The sequence below is a fragment of the Enterobacter sp. Taxon_2 genome (assembly GCF_058355295.1).
Genome location: NZ_CM178024.1, coordinates 157276 through 175755, shown reverse-complemented (window position 1 = coordinate 175755; position 18480 = coordinate 157276). Strand labels below are relative to the sequence as shown.

Below are 18480 nucleotides of genomic sequence, written 5' to 3'. Positions count from 1 at the left end.
CTCAATTTACAGGGAATACGAGGAACTGATGCAGTCAAAAATTAACTGGATTGATAACCTGCGAGGAATAGCCTGTCTGATGGTGGTCATGATCCACACGACGACCTGGTATGTCACGAATGCGCACAGCATCAGCCCCGTTAACTGGGATGTCGCCAATATTCTCAACTCTGCGTCGCGCGTCAGCGTGCCGCTGTTCTTTATGATTTCCGGCTTTCTCTTTTTTGGCGAGCGCAGCGCGCAGCCGAGGCACTTCATCCGCATCGCGGCCTGCCTGGGGTTCTACAGTGCCGTTGCCTTGCTCTATATCACTCTGTTCACCTCAATAAACGCCGGACTATCGCTGAAATACGTGCTGCAAAAACCGGTGTTCTACCACCTGTGGTTCTTCTTCGCCATTATCGTTATCTATCTGGTCTCCCCGCTCATCCAGGTAAAAAACGTCAGCGGTAAAATGCTGCTGGCCCTGATGGTGGTGGCTGGCATTATTGCCAACCCGAATACGCTCTCACAGAAAATCGACGGATTTGAGTGGCTTCCTGTCAATCTCTATATCAACGGCGATACTTTTTACTACGTGCTTTACGGCATGCTGGGGCGCGCCATCGGAATGATGGATACGCAAAAACGCGGTCTGAACTGGCTCTGCGGGGCGCTGTTTATCGCTGGCGTGGCGGTGATTTCACGCGGGACGCTGCACGAGCTGCAGTGGCGCGGCAATTTTGCCGATACCTGGTATCTGTATTGCGGGCCGATGGTCTTTATCTGTGCCGTCTCGCTGCTCACACTCGCCAAAAACACCCTGAACGCGCGTCCCCTGCCCGTGCTGAGTCTGATCTCCCGGCACTCTCTCGGAATTTACGGTTTTCACGCGCTGGTGATCCACGCGCTGCGAACGAGAGGCATTGAGCTAAAAAGCTGGCCGGCGCTGGATATCGTCTGGATTTTTGCCGCCACGCTGGCGATCAGCCTGCTGCTGTCGATGCTGCTGCAAAAAATCGACGCTCGCCGCTTCGTCAGCTAATGCTTCGCTGCCGGGCGCGATGGTACTGGCGCGGGGAGGAAAACCCTGCCGCCAGTGAAGCCTGCTCCACGCCGCGCCCTTGCAATAGCCACTGCTCCGCCACCGCCAGACGCAGCTGCTCCAGATAATCGCGAACACTAATGCCTAAATGTGACTGGAAAAGCCGGGTGAGATGACGCGGGCTAACGTGCGCCAGTGCGGCAATGTCAGGCAAGCTCCACGTTTTTTGCGGCTCGGCGGTGAGCGCATCCTGCGCTCGATGAATCGCCGGATGAAGATGATTGCGGTAGCGTAGCCACGGAGATAGCTGGGGATCGTCACCGGAACGGCGGAACCAGACCACCATCTCACGCGCCACGGTCAGCGCCCTTTCGGGGCCGCACAGGCGGTTAATCATATGCAGCGTCAGATCGATGCCCGACGTGATCCCCGCGCTGGTCCAGATGTTCTCGTCCTGCACAAAGATGCGGTTTTCTTTAATCGTCGCCGTGGGAGCTGCGGTGCGTAAACGGCTGATAACGTCATGGTGGGTGGTGCACTGCCGATTGTTCAGCAGGCCCGACTTCGCCGCCAGTAAGGCTCCGGAACAGACGCACATCACCGTGATATCCCGGCGCTGAATGACCGGCTGCAGGCGCATCAGCCAGTGCTGGATCTGTAACGCCTGTGGTGTCGAAAACTGAGTTCGGGAGTCGCTCACGCCGGGCAATACCAGCAGGCTCCCCTCAGGAAGCCTTTCCGGTAACGGTTGGATGCCGCTCATCGTCAGGCCTATCGACGTCGGAACCTCCGGTTGCGGGCCGATGTAATGCAGACGAAACGCGTCGCCAGCCAGCACAAAGGTCTCTGCCGGGCCGGTCATGTCTAATGACAGCACACCGGGCAACATCACGAACCAAACGTCGATGCTCATTACAGGGACTCCAGCGTCTCCGCTACCGTTTTAATCTCAGCAAAACGCCCCGAAAGTACCGTCTCGGTACGATGGCGAATTTCCGCTGCGCTAAGGGTAATGCCCCTGTACGTCATCGGAAACGTCAGCGTTGCCTCACTGACAAAGGTCACAGCATAACCCAGATCGGATGCCACCCGGGCGGTGGTTTCGCAGCATTGCTCAGTGCGAATGCCGCAGATAATCAGCTGGTTGATATCACGCTCGCGCAGCCAGCGATCGAGCCCGGTATCCGTGAAGGCATTATGGACGTGTTTCTGGAAAACCACATCCGGCTGATGACGTAAAAAGGCCATCGGTTTGACAAACCCGCTCTCCAGGGTAAAGGGACCGTCTTCATCCACATGAAAAATATCAACAACCGGAATATTGCGCGCCTGGCAGCCTTCAATCAGCCCCAGCATCGCCTGCTGAAAGGCAGGGATATCGCTTTCCTGCCAGTAATTGCGGTGGTGAAATGACTGCTGAGTATCGATGTTGATTAATGCAATGCGTGACATGATGGATCTCCTTGCCAGTGGGTGTAACACCATACTGGCAAGGAAATAAAGGCACGCACAGACCAAAAAAGGACATCCTCGTGCCTCTCCCGGACAAGCGTTTTTATGACATCAGCGGCAGCAGCTGCTGGTAGATTTTGCGGAACACGTCGCGCCTTTCCGCGTATCGCGCATGGCGCACCGCGTCAGGTACATGCGCCTGTTCAAGGGTAAGCTGCGGCAGCAGTTGCGAAAGCGGTTGTTCCGGATGAATGGCTATCTGCGCCAGACGCGCGGCGCCGAGCGCGGGGCCAACATCTCCTCCTGTGCGGAAATCCAGCTGCAAGCCGCTGATATCCGAGAGCATCTGTCGCCAGTAAGGGCTTCGCGCACCGCCGCCAATCAGGGTGACGCTCGTCGGTTTCAGGCCGCAGTCGTGCACCACGTCCATCCCGTCGGCCAGGGCATAGCCCACGCCTTCCAGAACCGCACGCGCCAGTTCTGCCGGGCCATGCTGATGGGTTAAGCCAAAGAACACCCCTTTCGCTTCCGGGTTGTTGTGCGGCGTACGTTCGCCGGAAAGATACGGTAAAAACCAGACGGTACCCGCAGCGTCATCCGCCTGCTGCGCCGCAGAAATGAGCGCCGGCACGTCGGCCATGCCGGTGAGTTTTGCCGCCCAGTCCAGGCAGGACGCCGCGCTGAGCATCACCGACATCAAATGCCATTTACCCGGAAGGGCATGACAGAAACTGTGCACAGCGCTTTCGGGATTACTGCGATAGCCGTCGCTGACGGCAAAATAGACGCCAGACGTTCCCAGCGACAGCATCGCCTGGCCCGCCTCAACCATGCCGACACCGACAGCACCCGCGGCATTGTCGCCACCTCCAGCCACCACCGGTACGGCAGGCATATTCCAGCGTTCTGCAACGTCTGGCAGCAGTGCGCCCGTCACCTCACAGCCTTCGAACAGCGCGGGCATGTGTTCACGGGTCAGATGGCAGGCATCCAGCATCGCCTCGCTCCAGTCGCGCTTCGCCACGTCGAGCCACATGGTGCCGGCGGCATCGGACATGTCGCTGGCGAAATCGCCCGTCATGCGAAAACGCAGATAGTCTTTCGGCAGCAGGACTTTCGCCACCTGACGGAAAATCTCCGGCTCGTGTCGCTGTACCCACAGCAGCTTGGGCGCGGTAAAGCCGGGCATCATCAGGTTGCCGGTAATCTCACGAGACGTGGGTACACGCGCCTCAAGAAGCGCGCACTCTTCTGCACAGCGGCCATCGTTCCAGAGAATGGCGGGTCGCAACACGCGATGCTCGCTGTCCAGCAGCGTAGCGCCGTGCATTTGTCCGGCAATCCCCAGCGCTTTCACGTCGCGCAGGCTGTGCTGCTCGCCTAAAGCTTTGATTGCGCGATCCGTCGCCTGCCACCACTGCTCCGGATCCTGTTCCGACCACAGCGGATGCGGACGTGAAACCTGCAGCGTTTCCGTCTGCGTTGCTAACACGTCGCCCTGCTCGCTTAACAGGATGGCTTTCACACCCGATGTGCCAAGATCGATCCCGATATACATTACGGTGACTCCTTTAACAGAAATGCCCGGTGGCGCTAACGCTTACCGGGCCTACGTGCTGTTATTTATCGAACAGGTAGTGATTGACCAGATTTTCCAGCAGTTCCTGGTGCCCGCTCTGGTGCTGCGGCGCCAGCTGATGTTGTTCAGCGTACTTCGCGATCTCCGCAAGTGATAACTGACCTTTCAAAATTTGCTGGCCCAGCTCACTGTTCCAGCCGCTGTAACGCTTCGCCACGCGTTTATCGAGCTCGCCGTCTTCAATCATACGTGCCGCCACTTTCAGCGCCAGCGCCATGGTGTCCATCGCGCCAATGTGGCCGTAGAACAGATCGTATTTGTCGGTGCTCTGGCGACGCACTTTGGCGTCAAAGTTCAGGCCGCCGGTAGTGAAACCGCCCGCTTTGATGATTTCGTACATCACCAGCGCATTCTCTTCCACGCTGTTCGGGAACTGGTCGGTGTCCCAGCCCAGCTGCGCGTCGCCGCGGTTAGCATCGACCGAGCCGAAGATGCCCAGCGCAATCGCAGACGCGATCTCGTGGTGGAAAGAGTGGCCCGCCAGCGTGGCGTGGTTGGCTTCAATGTTAACTTTGATCTCTTTTTCCAGACCGAACTGCTTCAGGAAGCCATACACCGTCGCCACGTCGTAGTCATACTGGTGCTTCGTCGGTTCCTGCGGCTTCGGCTCAATCAGCAGCGTGCCGCGGAAGCCGATTTTGTGCTTATGGTCGACAACCATCTGCATAAAGCGGCCAATCTGCTCGCGCTCCTGACGCAGATCGGTGTTGAGCAGGGTTTCATAGCCTTCACGTCCGCCCCACAGGACATAGTTTTCACCGCCCAACTGATGCGTGGCGTTCATTGCCGTCACCACCTGCGTGGCCGCCCAGCTAAACACTTCTGGATCCGGGTTGGTTGCCGCGCCCGCGCCGTAGCGTGGATTAGTGAAGCAGTTTGCCGTGCCCCAGAGCAGCTTCACGCCGCTTTGCTGCTGTTTCGCCGCCAGTACATCCACCATCTGCGCGAAGTTGTTCAGATACTCTTTCAGCGATGCGCCTTCCGGTGACACGTCCACGTCATGGAAGCAGTAGTAGGGCACGTTCAGCTTGTGGAAGAACTCAAACGCGACATCAGCTTTGCGTTTCGCCAGTTCAAGGGCCTCACCCGGCTGCTGCCACGGGCGGTCAAAGGAACCCACGCCGAACATATCGGCGCCGTTCCAGCAGAAGGTATGCCAGTAACAGGCGGCAAAGCGCAGATGATCTTCCATGCGCTTACCCAGCACCAGCTCATCCGGGTTGTAGTGACGAAATGCTAAAGGATTGGTCGTTTTTGGGCCTTCGTAACGAACACGATCGAGTTGGTCGAAATAAGCTTGCATATTGAGCTCCATAATCAGGGTATGCGGCGAGTCGTTGATACAGGAGTAATAGTGAATAGACATTTTGGGTTGCTCAATTACGTTATTTCACACTGCTATTGAGAGAATGCACAACTGTGCGCTGGCTCGCAAAATAATGCGCAGACAAACTATTTTTCGGCGCGTATTCCAGAATCAAATGTAATTAAGACGTTACGTATTTTAAAATCCGATCGCGGTCATAAATTCAGAAATAAACCAAATATCATAATGAGAAGATAAAAATCTGTAATTGCCAGCCCGCCTTTCCGCGTTAAAAATTTGCTGCGTCTCAGCAGTGAATGTTTCTTTTATCTCAGCAACACATACCCCTACAAAAAGGCCTAATAATTATGAAGATAAAGAACCTGACTCTAACGCTCTGCACTACGCTCCTCCTTGCAAGCTTTGCAGGACATGCCAAAGAGGTCAAAATTGGCATGGCGATTGACGACCTGCGTCTGGAGCGCTGGCAAAAAGATCGCGATATTTTTGTTAAAAAAGCAGAATCCCTCGGCGCCAGCGTGTTTGTTCAGTCGGCTAACGGCAACGAAGAAACACAAATGTCGCAGATCGAGAATATGATCAACCGTGGCGTCGATGTGCTGGTCATTATCCCCTATAACGGCCAGGTATTAAGTAACGTGGTGAAAGAAGCCAAACAGGAAGGCATAAAAGTGCTGGCCTATGACCGCATGATTAATAATGCGGACATTGATTATTATATTTCGTTCGACAATGAAAAAGTCGGGGAATTACAGGCGCAAAGCCTGATCGACAAAGTGCCTCAGGGCAATTATTTCCTGATGGGCGGATCTCCGGTGGATAACAACGCCAAACTGTTCCGTGAAGGACAAATGAAAGTCCTTAAGCCGTATATCGACAACGGGAAAATTAAAGTGGTCGGCGATCAGTGGGCCGACGGCTGGCTGCCAGAAAACGCGCTGAAGATTATGGAAAACGCGCTGACGGCCAACAACAACAAAATTGATGCGGTTGTGGCCTCCAACGATGCCACCGCAGGCGGTGCTATCCAGGCCCTGAGTGCACAGGGGCTGGCCGGTAAAGTCGCCATTTCAGGACAGGATGCCGATCTGGCTGGCGTAAAACGCATTATCGCAGGCACCCAAACCATGACGGTCTACAAACCGATTACCCAGTTGGCCAATACGGCGGCGGAAATCGCCGTAGAGCTGGGCAATGGCAAACAGCCTAAAGCAGACGCAACGCTGAATAACGGGCTGAAAGACGTTCCGGCTCGCCTGCTCACACCGATTGAAGTCAACAAAGAGAACATTGACGCCACCGTGGTTAAAGACGGTTTCCACAAGAAGAGCGAACTGTAATCCGGCGCGGCCCCTGCTCTGCGGGGGCGCATCACGTTGTACTGTTCTTCCCTCGGGTTATGTGGAGCAGTTATGCCTTATTTACTTGAAATGAAAAGCATCACCAAACGCTTCGGCACGGTGAAAGCCGTCGACAACGTCAGCCTCCGGTTGAACCCCGGCGAAGTGATTTCGCTGTGCGGTGAGAACGGTTCGGGCAAGTCGACGCTGATGAAAGTGTTGTGCGGGATCTACCCACACGGCAGCTACGAAGGCGAAATCGTCTTTGCCGGTGAAGTTATCCAGGCGACACACATCCGCGATACCGAACGCAAAGGCATCGCCATCATCCACCAGGAGCTGGCGCTGGTGAAGCATCTCACCGTGCTGGAGAACATTTTCCTCGGGGCCGAAATTTCCCGCCACGGCGTGCTGGATTACGACACCATGACGCTCCGCTGCGAAAAGCTGCTGGCGCAGGTGAGCCTCAACATTTCACCGGATACCCGCGTGGGGGATCTGGGCCTCGGGCAACAGCAGTTGGTCGAAATCGCGAAAGCGCTCAATAAACAGGTCAGGCTGCTGATCCTTGATGAGCCAACGGCCTCGCTCACCGAACAGGAAACCGCAGTTCTGCTCAATATCATCCGCGACCTGCAAAATCACGGCATCGCCTGCATCTATATTTCGCACAAGCTGAACGAGGTTAAAGCCATTTCGGACACCATCTGCGTGATCCGCGACGGGCAGCACATCGGCACGCGTGAAGCCGCGGGCATGAGTGAAGATGACATCATCACCATGATGGTGGGCCGCGAGCTGACGGCACTCTACCCGAATGAGCCCCACGCAACAGGTGATGAAGTGCTGCGCGTGGAAAACCTGACCGCGTGGCATCCCGTTAACCGCCACATCAAGCGTGTGAATAACGTCTCGTTTTCCCTTCACAGCGGCGAAATTCTCGGTATTGCCGGGTTAGTCGGCGCCGGGCGCACGGAGGCCGTACAGTGTCTGTTTGGCGTGTGGCCGGGACGCTGGGAGGGCACGATTTATATCGACGGCCAGCCGGTGAAAATCGACAACTGCCAGCAGGCAATTGCCCGCGGCATTGCCATGGTGCCGGAAGACCGCAAAAAAGACGGTATCGTGCCGGTCATGGCGGTGGGTAAAAACATTACGCTTGCGGCGCTCGATCGGTTCTCCGGCGCGTTGAGTAGCCTGGACGATGCCGCCGAGCAGCAGTGCATTCTCCAGTCACTCGCCCGGCTGAAGGTCAAAACCTCCTCACCAGAACTGGCCATTGGCCGCCTGAGCGGCGGCAACCAGCAGAAGGCGATTCTGGCGCGCTGCCTGCTTCTCAATCCACGCATTCTAATCCTTGATGAGCCCACGCGCGGAATTGATATCGGTGCCAAATATGAAATCTACAAACTGATTAATCAGCTTGTACAGCAAGGGATTGCCGTCATTGTCATTTCGTCTGAGTTACCCGAAGTGCTCGGCCTGAGCGACCGCGTGCTGGTCATGCACGAGGGAAAACTGAAAGCCAACCTGATTAACCAGAACCTGACGCAGGAGCAGGTGATGGAAGCCGCTTTAAGGAGCGAACGTCATGTCGAAAAGCAATCCGTCTGATATCAAAGTCGCCGTTCCGACGCCCGGTGCGTTCGCGGGGCTAAAAGCGCTTAACCTGCAGGTTTTCGTGATGATCGCGGCGATTATCGTCATCATGCTGTTCTTTACCTGGATGACCGATGGCTCGTACTTAAGCGCGCGTAACGTCTCCAACCTGCTCCGCCAGACCGCCATCACCGGCATTCTCGCCGTCGGCATGGTGTTCGTGATTATCTCCGCGGAAATCGACCTGTCGGTTGGTTCGATGATGGGGCTCCTCGGCGGCGTGGCGGCGATTTTTGACGTCTGGCTCGGCTGGCCGCTGCCGCTGACCGTGGCGGTCACGCTGGTATTGGGGCTGGTACTGGGAGCCTGGAACGGCTGGTGGGTAGCCTACCGTAAAGTGCCGTCGTTCATCGTCACCCTGGCAGGGATGCTGGCCTTCCGCGGGATCTTAATCGGCATCACTAACGGCACTACCGTCTCCCCGACCAGTGCAGCCATGTCGCAGATTGGCCAGAGTTATCTCTCAGATAGCGTGGGCTTTACCCTCGGTGTGATTGGGTTACTGGCCTTTGTCGCGTGGCAGTGGCGTGGACGTATACGCCGTCAGGCGCTGGGGCTGGCGTCGCCAGCATCCACGTCGGTAGTGGGACGTCAGGCGCTCACGGCGGTCATTGTGCTGGGCGCCATCTGGCTTTTAAACGACTATCGCGGTGTCCCGACCCCTGTCCTGCTGCTGGCGCTTTTACTGCTGGGCGGCATGTTTATGGCCACGCGCACCGCGTTTGGCCGCCGTATTTATGCCATTGGCGGAAACCTTGAGGCTGCCCGCCTCTCGGGTATCAATGTCGAGCGCACCAAGCTGGCGGTCTTCGCCATTAACGGCCTGATGGTCGCTATCGCCGGATTGATCCTCAGCTCGCGTCTCGGAGCCGGCTCTCCCTCCGCCGGTAACATCGCCGAGCTGGATGCTATCGCCGCCTGCGTTATTGGCGGCACCAGCCTCGCAGGGGGTATCGGTAGCGTGGCAGGTGCGGTCATGGGGGCATTTATCATGGCGTCGTTGGATAACGGGATGAGTATGATGGACGTCCCGACGTTTTGGCAGTATATCGTCAAGGGGGCCATTCTTTTACTGGCAGTCTGGATGGACTCGGCCACCAAGCGACGGGCCTGATAACCGTATTGTGACTTAATTGGGAAGTGAGCCATGTTTGAAAAGCGTCACCGCATTACGTTGTTATTCAATGCCAACAAAGCCTACGACCGTCAGGTGGTGGAAGGCGTGGGTGAATATTTGCAGGCGTCGCAATCCGAATGGGATATTTTTATTGAAGAAGATTTTCGCACCCGTCTGGAGAACATCAAAGACTGGCTGGGCGATGGCGTCATCGCGGACTATGACGATCCCGTCATCGAGCAGCTGCTGACCGACGTCGACGTCCCGATAGTGGGCGTCGGCGGCTCCTACCATTCGCCCGAACACTATCCGCCGGTCCACTATATTGCCACCGATAACCATGCCCTGGTCGAGGCCGCCTTTCTCCATTTAAAAGAGAAAGGCGTCCATCGCTTCGCGTTTTATGGTTTACCCGCCACCAGCGGCAAGCGCTGGGCCGTTGAGCGCGAACACGCGTTTTGCCAGCTGGTCGCGCAGGAGAAGTATCGCGGCGTGGTGTATCAGGGGCTAGAGACCGCGCCGGAAAACTGGCAGCACGCGCAAAACCGCCTGGCGGACTGGCTGCAAACGCTGCCGCCGCAAACCGGTATTATTGCCGTAACGGACGCCCGCGCGCGCCACGTGCTGCAGGTCTGCGAACATTTACACATTCCGGTGCCCGAAAAGCTGTGCGTGATTGGCATTGATAACGAAGAACTGACCCGCTACCTTTCCCGCGTGGCGCTCTCCTCCGTTGCCCAGGGCACGCGTCAGATGGGCTATCAGGCGGCGAAGCTGCTGCATCGCCTGCTGGATAAAGAATCTCTGCCGCTTCAGCGCCTGCTGGTGCCTCCTGTTCGCGTCGTAGAACGTCGCTCAACCGATTATCGCTCCTTAAGCGACCCGGCCGTCATTCAGGCCATGCACTATATTCGCAACCACGCCTGCAAAGGGATTAAGGTCGATCAGGTGCTGGATTCGGTGGGCATTTCGCGTTCGAATCTGGAGAAGCGGTTCAAAGAAGAGGTGGGCGAAACCATTCATGCCGTCATTCACGCTGAGAAGCTGGAAAAGGCACGCAGCCTGCTCATCTCCACGTCACTGTCGATCAACGAAATCTCGCAGATGTGCGGTTACCCGTCCCTGCAATATTTCTATTCGGTGTTCCGCAAAGAGTATGACACCACGCCGAAGGAGTATCGGGATCGCCACAGCGAGGTGCTGATTTAGAAAAGAAAACGCCTTCCAGTGGAAGGCGTTTTTTTGAGATTACATATGGGCGGCGATTAAGCGCTGGTTATCCTGGTACATGGCGAACAGATAGTTGTTATAGCTCTGTCCCTTCGTCGAATAACCTTTCAGCTTGTGGATCATCGTACTGGCCGTCACTTCCTGGTCCGCTTTACGCAGCTGAGCGCGTGATTTACGGAACGATGAGTAGGCCGGGTGCGTATTCAGATTCACCACGTAGGCGCTGACGGAATCCTTCACAGATTCAAACTGCGAATAGCCTTTCACCTTGCCAGGGGCATTGTTACAACGACCTTTCACACACTTCATGCCGAAAAGGTTGTTGTTGCTACGCGCAAGCTTAGAAGTCCCCCAGCCGCTTTCGGCAGCAGCCATGGTCGCAACCATGCTGCCCGGGATGATATCCACACGCTCAAGGAGAGCATTCCACGGCACACGACGCGTGTTACCGTTCCAGCTCAGCTTATAGCGCTGCGTGATATCTTTCAGACGCGCGCGCTCTGACGGCGACCAGCGGCTATCGTACTGTTTGGAGATCAGCCAGTTACGATCCGCAGTAATCGCGGCATTTTGACTCGTGATGTAAGGCATTACCGTCCGGAGAAACGCTTTTTTCCTTGGTGTTCCGGAAGGGTATTTTCGCAAATCAGGAAGTGAACTACTCTTTGCACTATTGCGAGAATACTCTTGTTTACTGCTAACCTTACTACTTGTCGTCTTTATTACGTGGGCTTTCTTACTCGTTGTATCCGTGTGCGTCTTCGCAAGCACCTCACCCGAAAATGCCGTGGTGAGTAACATGAGTATCGCAGCCCCATATCGTCGAATGGGAGTCGATATCATTAGGTCTCCTGGTCGGATGTAATCATCCCAACACCTTATTTTTTTCACAAATTTGAGAGCGGAATCTCAAATCATATCAAAAATAGACTTCAAGAGCACGTATAGAAATAGTCCAATTCCGAAACTATGTCACCTGAAACTTGCTCATAAAAACATCATTTCCGAAAATATGTGTGCGTTATCGCAGATAACTGCCTAATTTTGCGCAAGATCACTCATCCTCACGCATCCTCCCGGCAGAAAGCGACAGGGGATGAGTTTTTCCCCTCTGCCTGCTGGCACACTGGTCAAAAATGCCGCGACAGGAAAAAGGAATGAAACGCACCGCATTAGCCTTTCTGATGTTACCCGCACTGGCACATGCCGACTGGTCATCGCCCGGGTTTAGCGCATTTAGCGCCGAAGGCACCGGAGTCTTCACCAGCCAGGCAAAGCTTGCGAAGGGTACGCGTCCTCTTACGCTGAGTTTTGACAAGACGTGCTGGCAGCCCACAGGCGCGATAAAACTCAATGAGATGCTGTCGCTCAAGCCCTGTGACGGCACACCGCCGCAGTGGCGACTTTTCCGCGACGGTGAATACCTGATGCGGATTGATACCCGTTCCGGCACGCCCACCCTGCTGCTGACGATTCAGAGTGCCGCAGAACAGCCGGTTGCAAACGTCATCCGCCAGTGTCCGAAGTGGGACGGTAAGCCGCTGACGCTGGACGTCAGCCATACCTTCCCGGAAGGCTCCGTCGTGCGCGACTACTACAGTAAACAGACGGCGACGGTGCAAGATGGAAAAATCACCCTGCAGCCAGCCGCCAACAGTAACGGCCTGCTGCTGCTTGAGCGCGCCGAAACCGACAGGCCGGCACCGTTTAGCTGGCAAAATGCCACCGTCTATTTTGTACTGACCGATCGCTATGTGAATGGCGACCCGAGCAACGACAACAGCTATGGCCGCCATAAAGACGGCATGCAGGAGATTGGCACCTTCCACGGCGGCGATCTCAAGGGGCTCGCCGGCAAGCTCGATTATTTACAGCAGCTGGGGGTAAACGCGCTCTGGATAAGCTCCCCGCTTGAGCAGATCCACGGCTGGGTAGGCGGTGGCACCAAAGGTGATTTCCCGCATTACGCCTATCACGGCTACTACACCCAGGACTGGACAACGCTCGACGCCAATATGGGAACTGAAGATGATTTACGCCAGCTTGTCGACGAAGCGCACAAGCGCGGGATCCGCGTTCTTTTCGATATCGTCATGAACCACGTTGGTTATGCCACGCTGGCAGACATGCAGGAATATCAGTTTGGTGCTCTGTACCTGCAGGGTGATGAGCTGAAAAAGATGCTGGGAGAACGCTGGACGGACTGGAAGCCGGGCGCGGGCCAAAGCTGGCACAGCTTTAACGACTACATCAACTTTAGCGACAAAGCCGCATGGGAAAAATGGTGGGGTAAAAAGTGGATCCGCACCGATATTGGCGATTACGACAACCCTGGCTTCGATGATTTAACCATGTCGCTGGCATTTCTGCCGGATCTGAAAACGGAATCCACGACGCCTTCCGGATTGCCAAACTTTTATCAACACAAGCCCGACACCCACGCGAAAGCTATTCCGGGCTATACCCCGCGCGACTACCTGACCCACTGGCTCAGCCAGTGGGTACGTGACTATGGCATTGACGGTTTCCGGGTGGATACGGCGAAACACGTTGAGCTTGAGGCCTGGCAACAGCTGAAAGACCAGGCAAGCCAGGCGCTGGCCGCCTGGAAAGGCGCGAACCCGAATAAAAAGCTCGACAACGCACCGTTCTGGATGACCGGGGAATCCTGGGGCCACGGCGTCATGCAGAGCGATTATTACCGCCACGGTTTTGACGCGATGATTAACTTTGACTATCAGGAGCAGGCGGCGAAAGCAGTGAACTGTCTGGCTGATATCGATATGACGTGGCAGCAGATGGCGGAGAAGCTGCAAAGCTTCAACGTGCTGAGCTATCTCTCATCACACGATACGCGTCTGTTCCGCGAAGGAGGCCAGCGCGCGGCAGAGCTGCTCCTGCTGGCACCGGGCAGCGTGCAGATTTACTACGGCGATGAATCTGAACGTCCGTTCGGGCCGACAGGCTCCGACCCGCTGCAGGGTACCCGGTCAGATATGAACTGGCAGGACGTCACGGGCAAGCAGGCCCTAACCGTCGCCCACTGGCAAACGCTGGGTCAGTTCCGTGCCCGCCATCCGGCGATCGGTGAAGGCAAACAAACCACGCTGTCGCTGAAAGAGGGGTATGGCTTCGTGCGCGAGCACAAGGGCGATAAGGTGATGGTGGTATGGGCGGGTAATCAATAATTATCCCCCTCACCCTAACCCTCTCCCCGCAGGGGAGAGGGAACCGTACGGCGCCGTCTTTTCCCCCTCGCCCCTTTGGGGAGAGGGCCGGGGTGAGGGGAAAAGCACCAGAACTATTCACTACCCAAATCCACTCCCGCCCTATAAAACAACAAATCCGACCACATCACCCGATTTGCACCAGCACGGTGCTAGCGTTATGGTTACCCACTTTCAAAATAAGCTCGACAGATCACCTGCTATGACGTTTTCACTTTTCGGCGACAAATTTACCCGCCATTCAGGCATTACTCGCCTGATGGAGGACCTCAACGACGGGCTGCGCACACCGGGCGCAATCATGCTCGGCGGCGGAAACCCGGCTCAAATCCCGGAGATGACGACCTATTTCCAGACGCTGCTCGCTCAGATGCTGGAAAGCGGTAAAGCAACCGATGCGCTTTGCAATTACGACGGCCCGCAGGGTAAAACCGAGCTGCTGGCACTCCTCGCCGAAATGCTGCGTGACGAGCTGGGTTGGGATATCGAACCACAGAATATTGCACTGACAAACGGCAGCCAGAGCGCGTTTTTCTACTTGTTTAACCTGTTCGCAGGACGTCGCGCCGACGGCACCACCAAAAAAGTGCTGTTCCCGCTGGCACCGGAGTATATCGGCTACGCTGATTCCGGCCTGGAAGAGGATCTGTTCGTCTCCGCGCGCCCGAATATTGAGCTGCTGCCGGAAGGCCAGTTCAAATATCATGTCGATTTTGAACACCTGCATATTGGTGAAGAGACGGGCATGATCTGCGTATCGCGCCCGACTAACCCAACGGGCAACGTGATCACCGACGACGAACTGATGAAGCTGGATGTACTGGCAAATCAGCACGGCATCCCGCTGGTGATCGATAACGCCTACGGCGTACCGTTCCCGGGCATTATCTTCAGTGAAGCACGCCCGCTGTGGAACCCGAACATCGTCCTGTGCATGAGCCTCTCTAAGCTGGGTCTGCCGGGCAGCCGCTGCGGCATCATCATCGCCAATGAGAAAATCATCACCGCCATCACCAATATGAACGGCATTATCAGCCTTTCACCGGGCGGCATTGGCCCGGCAATGATGTGCGAAATGATCAAACGCAAGGACCTGCTGCGTCTGTCGAATGATGTGATCAAGCCTTTCTATTACCAGCGCGTTCAGGAGACGATTGCGACAATTCGCCGCTATTTGCCGGAAGAACGCTGCCTAATCCACAAACCGGAAGGGGCGATTTTCCTCTGGCTCTGGTTTAAGGATTTACCCATCACCACCGAACTGCTCTACCAGCGCCTGAAAAAGCGCGGTGTATTGATGGTGCCGGGCGATTATTTCTTCCCGGGTCTGGATAAACCGTGGCCGCATACGCATCAGTGCATGCGCATGAACTACGTCCCCGATCCAGAAAAAATCGAAGCGGGTGTTAAAATTCTCGCCGAAGAGATCGAAAAAGCCTGGCGCGAAGACGGTTAGTCAAACCTTACGCCAGATGACGTTGCCGCTCGGCGCGTAATCCGGCGGGATCAACGCAGCGCAGCGCGTGGGTTGGACAGGCCTCCACGCAGGCCGGTCCGCCTTCGCGATGCGCACATAAATCACATTTCAGCGCTTCTGCCCTGTTTCCCACCAGCCGTACCTGCATCGCTCCAAACGGACAGGCGACCATACAGCTTTTGCACCCAATGCAGCGCGTCTGCTCAACGAGCCAGGTGCCCGCAGTACGGCTGATAGCATGGATTGGACAGACGTTAGCACAGGGCGCGTCCTCGCACTGATGGCAACCCACCGCCGTAGTGTAGGCGTCCCCCTTCACTACCCGAAGGCGGGAGGTGAAAACCTGTGCGGTGAAGTCGTCCTGATGCGCGACCGCGCAGGCCACTTCGCAGGTGCGACATCCGATGCATTTTTCCGCATCCGCCATGATAAATCGGTTCATCAGTTACGCCTCGCGCACGTTAAAACCCAGCTCTTTTGAGATAGCCTCTGCCGTTTCGCGCAGCGGCTTGAGCAAGTTCTTCTCGCCCACCTGCTTCATGCGCGACGTCGACAGCGAAATGGAGATCGCATACGGGACGCGGCCGTGGATATCAAACACCGGCACGGCAATACAGGAAACGCCCAGCTCGTTCTCTTCTTTGTCCATCGCCATGCTGCGATCGCGAATTTCCGCCAGCTCATCATACATCGCACTCAGCTCAGTGATGGTGTTGCGCGTCAAAGGTTGGATCTGTTCCTGATGGCTCTCCCAGTAGCTCGCCACGTAATCCTGATGACCAAACGCCATGTAGATCTTGCCCATTGCGGAGCAGTAGAGCGGCATATGCTGGCCGATATAGGCGCGCGTGCGCAGCATACCGGTTGTCGGTTCGAGCTTGTAAATCAGGATCGCGTGGTCGTCTTCCCGGCTGGAGAAGTTCACCGTCTCGCCGGTCGCAATGTTCAGCGCTTCGAGGTGCGGAGCGGCCACGTGAATGATATTCAGCGACGACAGCGCCTTTTGCCCGACGGCGATAAATTTGGTGGTCAGACGATAGCTGCCCGCCGCGGGTGCCGGGGTCACGTACCCGCACGACTGTAGCCCCTGCAGCAAGCGGTGCACGGTGCTCTTGTTCAGCCCCGCCAGTTCCGATAAATGCGCAAGCGGACACCCGTTCGGATAGTTGCTGAGGATCTCAATCAGCATCAGGCCGCGAAACAAGCTCTGGCTGCCTGCTGGCCTCTCTTTTTCTTGCGTCATTTCGCTCTCTTTCATGCTCATTACATGGCTCCTGTTTAGCGCGTCCTGATGGTAGCGCAAAGTGTGGGTCAGTTCACGATCTCAACAGAAAAAACACAACCAGTTGATTTTAATCGATTTTGAAAAACATGAATGTCGTTGATCTGACAAAATTTGATCGCTATATTTGAAATCAGATTTCGCATAGTGGAATTTATAGATAAAAAAGCACTCACACTTGCCCTTAAAAGAACAGGAGAACAGGGATGAAAGTAACCTTCGAAGAGTTGAAAGCGGCGTTTAATCGGGTTCTGCTCGATCGCGGCGTGAAAGCGGAAACCGCAGACGCCTGCGCCGACATGTTCGCTCGCACCACGGAGTCCGGCGTCTATTCGCATGGTGTGAACCGCTTCCCACGCTTTATTCAGCAACTTGATGCAGGCGATATCATTCCCGACGCTCAGCCCAAACGGGTGATGACATTAGGCGCTATCGAACAGTGGGATGCCCAGCGCTCCATTGGCAACCTGACGGCGAAAAAGATGATGGATCGCGCCACCGAGCTGGCGTCCGATCACGGTATTGGTCTGGTGGCACTGCGTAACGCGAACCACTGGATGCGCGGCGGTAGCTACGGCTGGCAGGCGGCGGAGAAGGGCTATATCGGCATTTGCTGGACCAACTCGATTGCCGTGATGCCCGCGTGGGGATCAAAAGAGTGCTGCATCGGCACCAATCCGCTGATCGTGGCTATTCCCTCTAACCCGATCACCATGGTCGACATGTCGATGTCAATGTTCTCCTACGGCATGCTGGAGGTGAATCGCCTGGCCGGGCGCGAGCTGCCGGTCGACGGTGGCTTTGACGACGAAGGTAACCTCACCCGAGAGCCGGGCGTGATCGAGAAAAACCGCCGTATTCTGCCGATGGGCTACTGGAAAGGGTCCGGCTTATCCATCGTGCTCGACATGATCGCCACTCTGCTCTCCAACGGATCTTCCGTCGCGGAAGTGACCCAGGACAACAGCGACGAGTATGGCGTGTCGCAGATCTTTATCGCCATTGAGGTGGATCGCCTGATCGACGGCCCAACTCGCGATGCCAAACTGCAGCGCATTATGGACTTCATCACCACCGCGCAGCGGTCAGATGAAAACGTGGCCGTCCGCCTTCCGGGGCATGAATTCACGCGCCTGCTGGAAGAGAACCGCCGCGACGGCATCACCATCGACGACAGCGTGTGGGCGAAAATCCAGTCTCTGTAAGGAGTGGGCCATGATATTCGGACATATTTCTCAGCCAAATCCGTGCCGCCTGCCGCGGGCGATTGAAAAAGCGTTAGATTTTCTGCGTACCACGGATTTCAGCATGCTAAAGCCGGGTGTGGTTGAAATTGAGGGACGCAACATCTTTGCCCAGGTGCTGGATCTCACCACCCGGGAACAGCACGAGAACCGCCCGGAAGTGCACCGCCGCTATCTGGATATTCAGTTTTTAGCATGGGGTGAAGAAAAAATCGGTATTGCCATTGATACCGGTAATAACGAAATAAGCGAATCATTACTGGAACAGCGGGATATTATTTTTTATCACGACAGCGAAAATGAATCCTTTATCGAAATAACACCCGGCAGCTATGCCATATTTTTCCCGCAGGATGTGCATCGTCCTGCCTGTATTAAGAACAAGGAAGCCGCAATTCGTAAAATTGTGGTGAAAGTGGCCGTCAGCGAATTAGATTAATTTACTGATAAATACAGGAACGC

At 55.8% G+C, this 18480-nt stretch carries 16 protein-coding genes; 9 read left to right on the top strand and 7 right to left on the bottom strand.

The window, feature by feature from the left end:
- Nucleotides 1-28: 28 nt before the first annotated feature.
- A complete protein-coding gene (locus AC4IC4_RS00780) occupies nucleotides 29-1024 on the top strand; it encodes an acyltransferase (RefSeq protein ID WP_491472001.1) in 996 nt (331 codons plus the stop codon).
- Here the strand turns inward: AC4IC4_RS00780 and AC4IC4_RS00775 are convergent.
- The 4 genes from AC4IC4_RS00775 to xylA form a co-directional block, all read right to left on the bottom strand.
- On the bottom strand, nucleotides 1017-1937 hold the full coding sequence (locus tag AC4IC4_RS00775; protein WP_491472000.1) for a GlxA family transcriptional regulator: 921 nt from the start codon (nucleotides 1935-1937) through the stop codon (nucleotides 1017-1019). The two genes, AC4IC4_RS00780 and AC4IC4_RS00775, sit on opposite strands and share 8 nt — an antisense overlap.
- Entirely contained in the window at nucleotides 1937-2476 is a 540-nt protein-coding gene (locus tag AC4IC4_RS00770) for an isochorismatase family protein (RefSeq protein WP_463727243.1), read from the bottom strand. Before AC4IC4_RS00770 ends, AC4IC4_RS00775 begins: the two co-directional genes overlap by 1 nt.
- 103 nt (nucleotides 2477-2579) lie before the next feature.
- Entirely contained in the window at nucleotides 2580-4034 is a 1455-nt protein-coding gene (xylB, locus tag AC4IC4_RS00765; RefSeq protein WP_290094261.1) for a xylulokinase, read from the bottom strand.
- Between the two features lie 61 nt (nucleotides 4035-4095).
- Nucleotides 4096-5418: a xylose isomerase gene (xylA, locus tag AC4IC4_RS00760; protein WP_090420479.1), complete on the bottom strand. Its 1323-nt coding sequence runs from the start codon at nucleotides 5416-5418 to the stop codon at nucleotides 4096-4098.
- Nucleotides 5419-5789: 371 nt separating this feature from the next.
- Here xylA and xylF point away from each other — a divergent pair, with 371 nt between their 5' ends.
- The 4 genes from xylF (at nucleotide 5790) to xylR (ending at nucleotide 10767) form a co-directional block, all read left to right on the top strand.
- Nucleotides 5790-6782, top strand: a complete 993-nt coding sequence (xylF, locus tag AC4IC4_RS00755) for a D-xylose ABC transporter substrate-binding protein (RefSeq protein ID WP_032650791.1) — start codon at nucleotides 5790-5792, stop codon at nucleotides 6780-6782.
- 72 nt (nucleotides 6783-6854) lie between these two features.
- Nucleotides 6855-8396, top strand: a complete 1542-nt coding sequence (locus AC4IC4_RS00750; protein ID WP_463727241.1) for a xylose ABC transporter ATP-binding protein — start codon at nucleotides 6855-6857, stop codon at nucleotides 8394-8396.
- Complete coding sequence (xylH, locus tag AC4IC4_RS00745; protein WP_491471999.1) at nucleotides 8374-9555, top strand: xylose ABC transporter permease XylH; 1182 nt, start codon at nucleotides 8374-8376, stop codon at nucleotides 9553-9555. Before AC4IC4_RS00750 ends, xylH begins: the two co-directional genes overlap by 23 nt.
- Nucleotides 9556-9588: 33 nt before the next feature.
- Nucleotides 9589-10767, top strand: coding sequence for a D-xylose utilization transcriptional activator XylR (gene xylR / locus AC4IC4_RS00740; protein ID WP_021242460.1), 1179 nt, complete (start codon nucleotides 9589-9591; stop codon nucleotides 10765-10767).
- Between the two features lie 39 nt (nucleotides 10768-10806).
- Here the strand turns inward: xylR and AC4IC4_RS00735 are convergent, their stop codons facing one another.
- Complete coding sequence (locus AC4IC4_RS00735; protein ID WP_032645431.1) at nucleotides 10807-11631, bottom strand: protein bax; 825 nt, start codon at nucleotides 11629-11631, stop codon at nucleotides 10807-10809.
- Nucleotides 11632-11945: 314 nt separating this feature from the next.
- On the opposite strand from AC4IC4_RS00735, the gene AC4IC4_RS00730 reads away from it, so the two are divergent.
- Entirely contained in the window at nucleotides 11946-13976 is a 2031-nt protein-coding gene (locus tag AC4IC4_RS00730) for an alpha-amylase (protein ID WP_491471998.1), read from the top strand.
- Nucleotides 13977-14217: 241 nt separating this feature from the next.
- Nucleotides 14218-15471 carry a valine--pyruvate transaminase gene (avtA, locus tag AC4IC4_RS00725; RefSeq protein ID WP_491471997.1) on the top strand — a complete coding sequence of 418 codons (1254 nt, stop codon included), beginning with the start codon at nucleotides 14218-14220 and terminating at the stop codon, nucleotides 15469-15471.
- A gap of 7 nt (nucleotides 15472-15478) precedes the next feature.
- Here avtA and AC4IC4_RS00720 read toward each other — a convergent pair whose 3' ends face one another.
- Nucleotides 15479-15934 carry a 4Fe-4S dicluster domain-containing protein gene (locus tag AC4IC4_RS00720; protein WP_491471996.1) on the bottom strand — a complete coding sequence of 152 codons (456 nt, stop codon included), beginning with the start codon at nucleotides 15932-15934 and terminating at the stop codon, nucleotides 15479-15481.
- A gap of 3 nt (nucleotides 15935-15937) precedes the next feature.
- A complete protein-coding gene (yiaJ, locus tag AC4IC4_RS00715) occupies nucleotides 15938-16756 on the bottom strand; it encodes an IclR family transcriptional regulator YiaJ (RefSeq protein ID WP_021242452.1) in 819 nt (272 codons plus the stop codon).
- Nucleotides 16757-16980: 224 nt separating this feature from the next.
- On the opposite strand from yiaJ, the gene yiaK reads away from it, so the two are divergent.
- The gene (gene yiaK / locus AC4IC4_RS00710; protein WP_463727237.1) at nucleotides 16981-17979 is read left to right on the top strand and encodes a 3-dehydro-L-gulonate 2-dehydrogenase; all 999 of its coding nucleotides are present in this window, start codon (nucleotides 16981-16983) and stop codon (nucleotides 17977-17979) included.
- 10 nt (nucleotides 17980-17989) lie between these two features.
- Nucleotides 17990-18457 carry a YhcH/YjgK/YiaL family protein gene (locus AC4IC4_RS00705; protein WP_491471995.1) on the top strand — a complete coding sequence of 156 codons (468 nt, stop codon included), beginning with the start codon at nucleotides 17990-17992 and terminating at the stop codon, nucleotides 18455-18457.
- The last annotated feature ends 23 nt before the right edge of the window (nucleotides 18458-18480 follow it).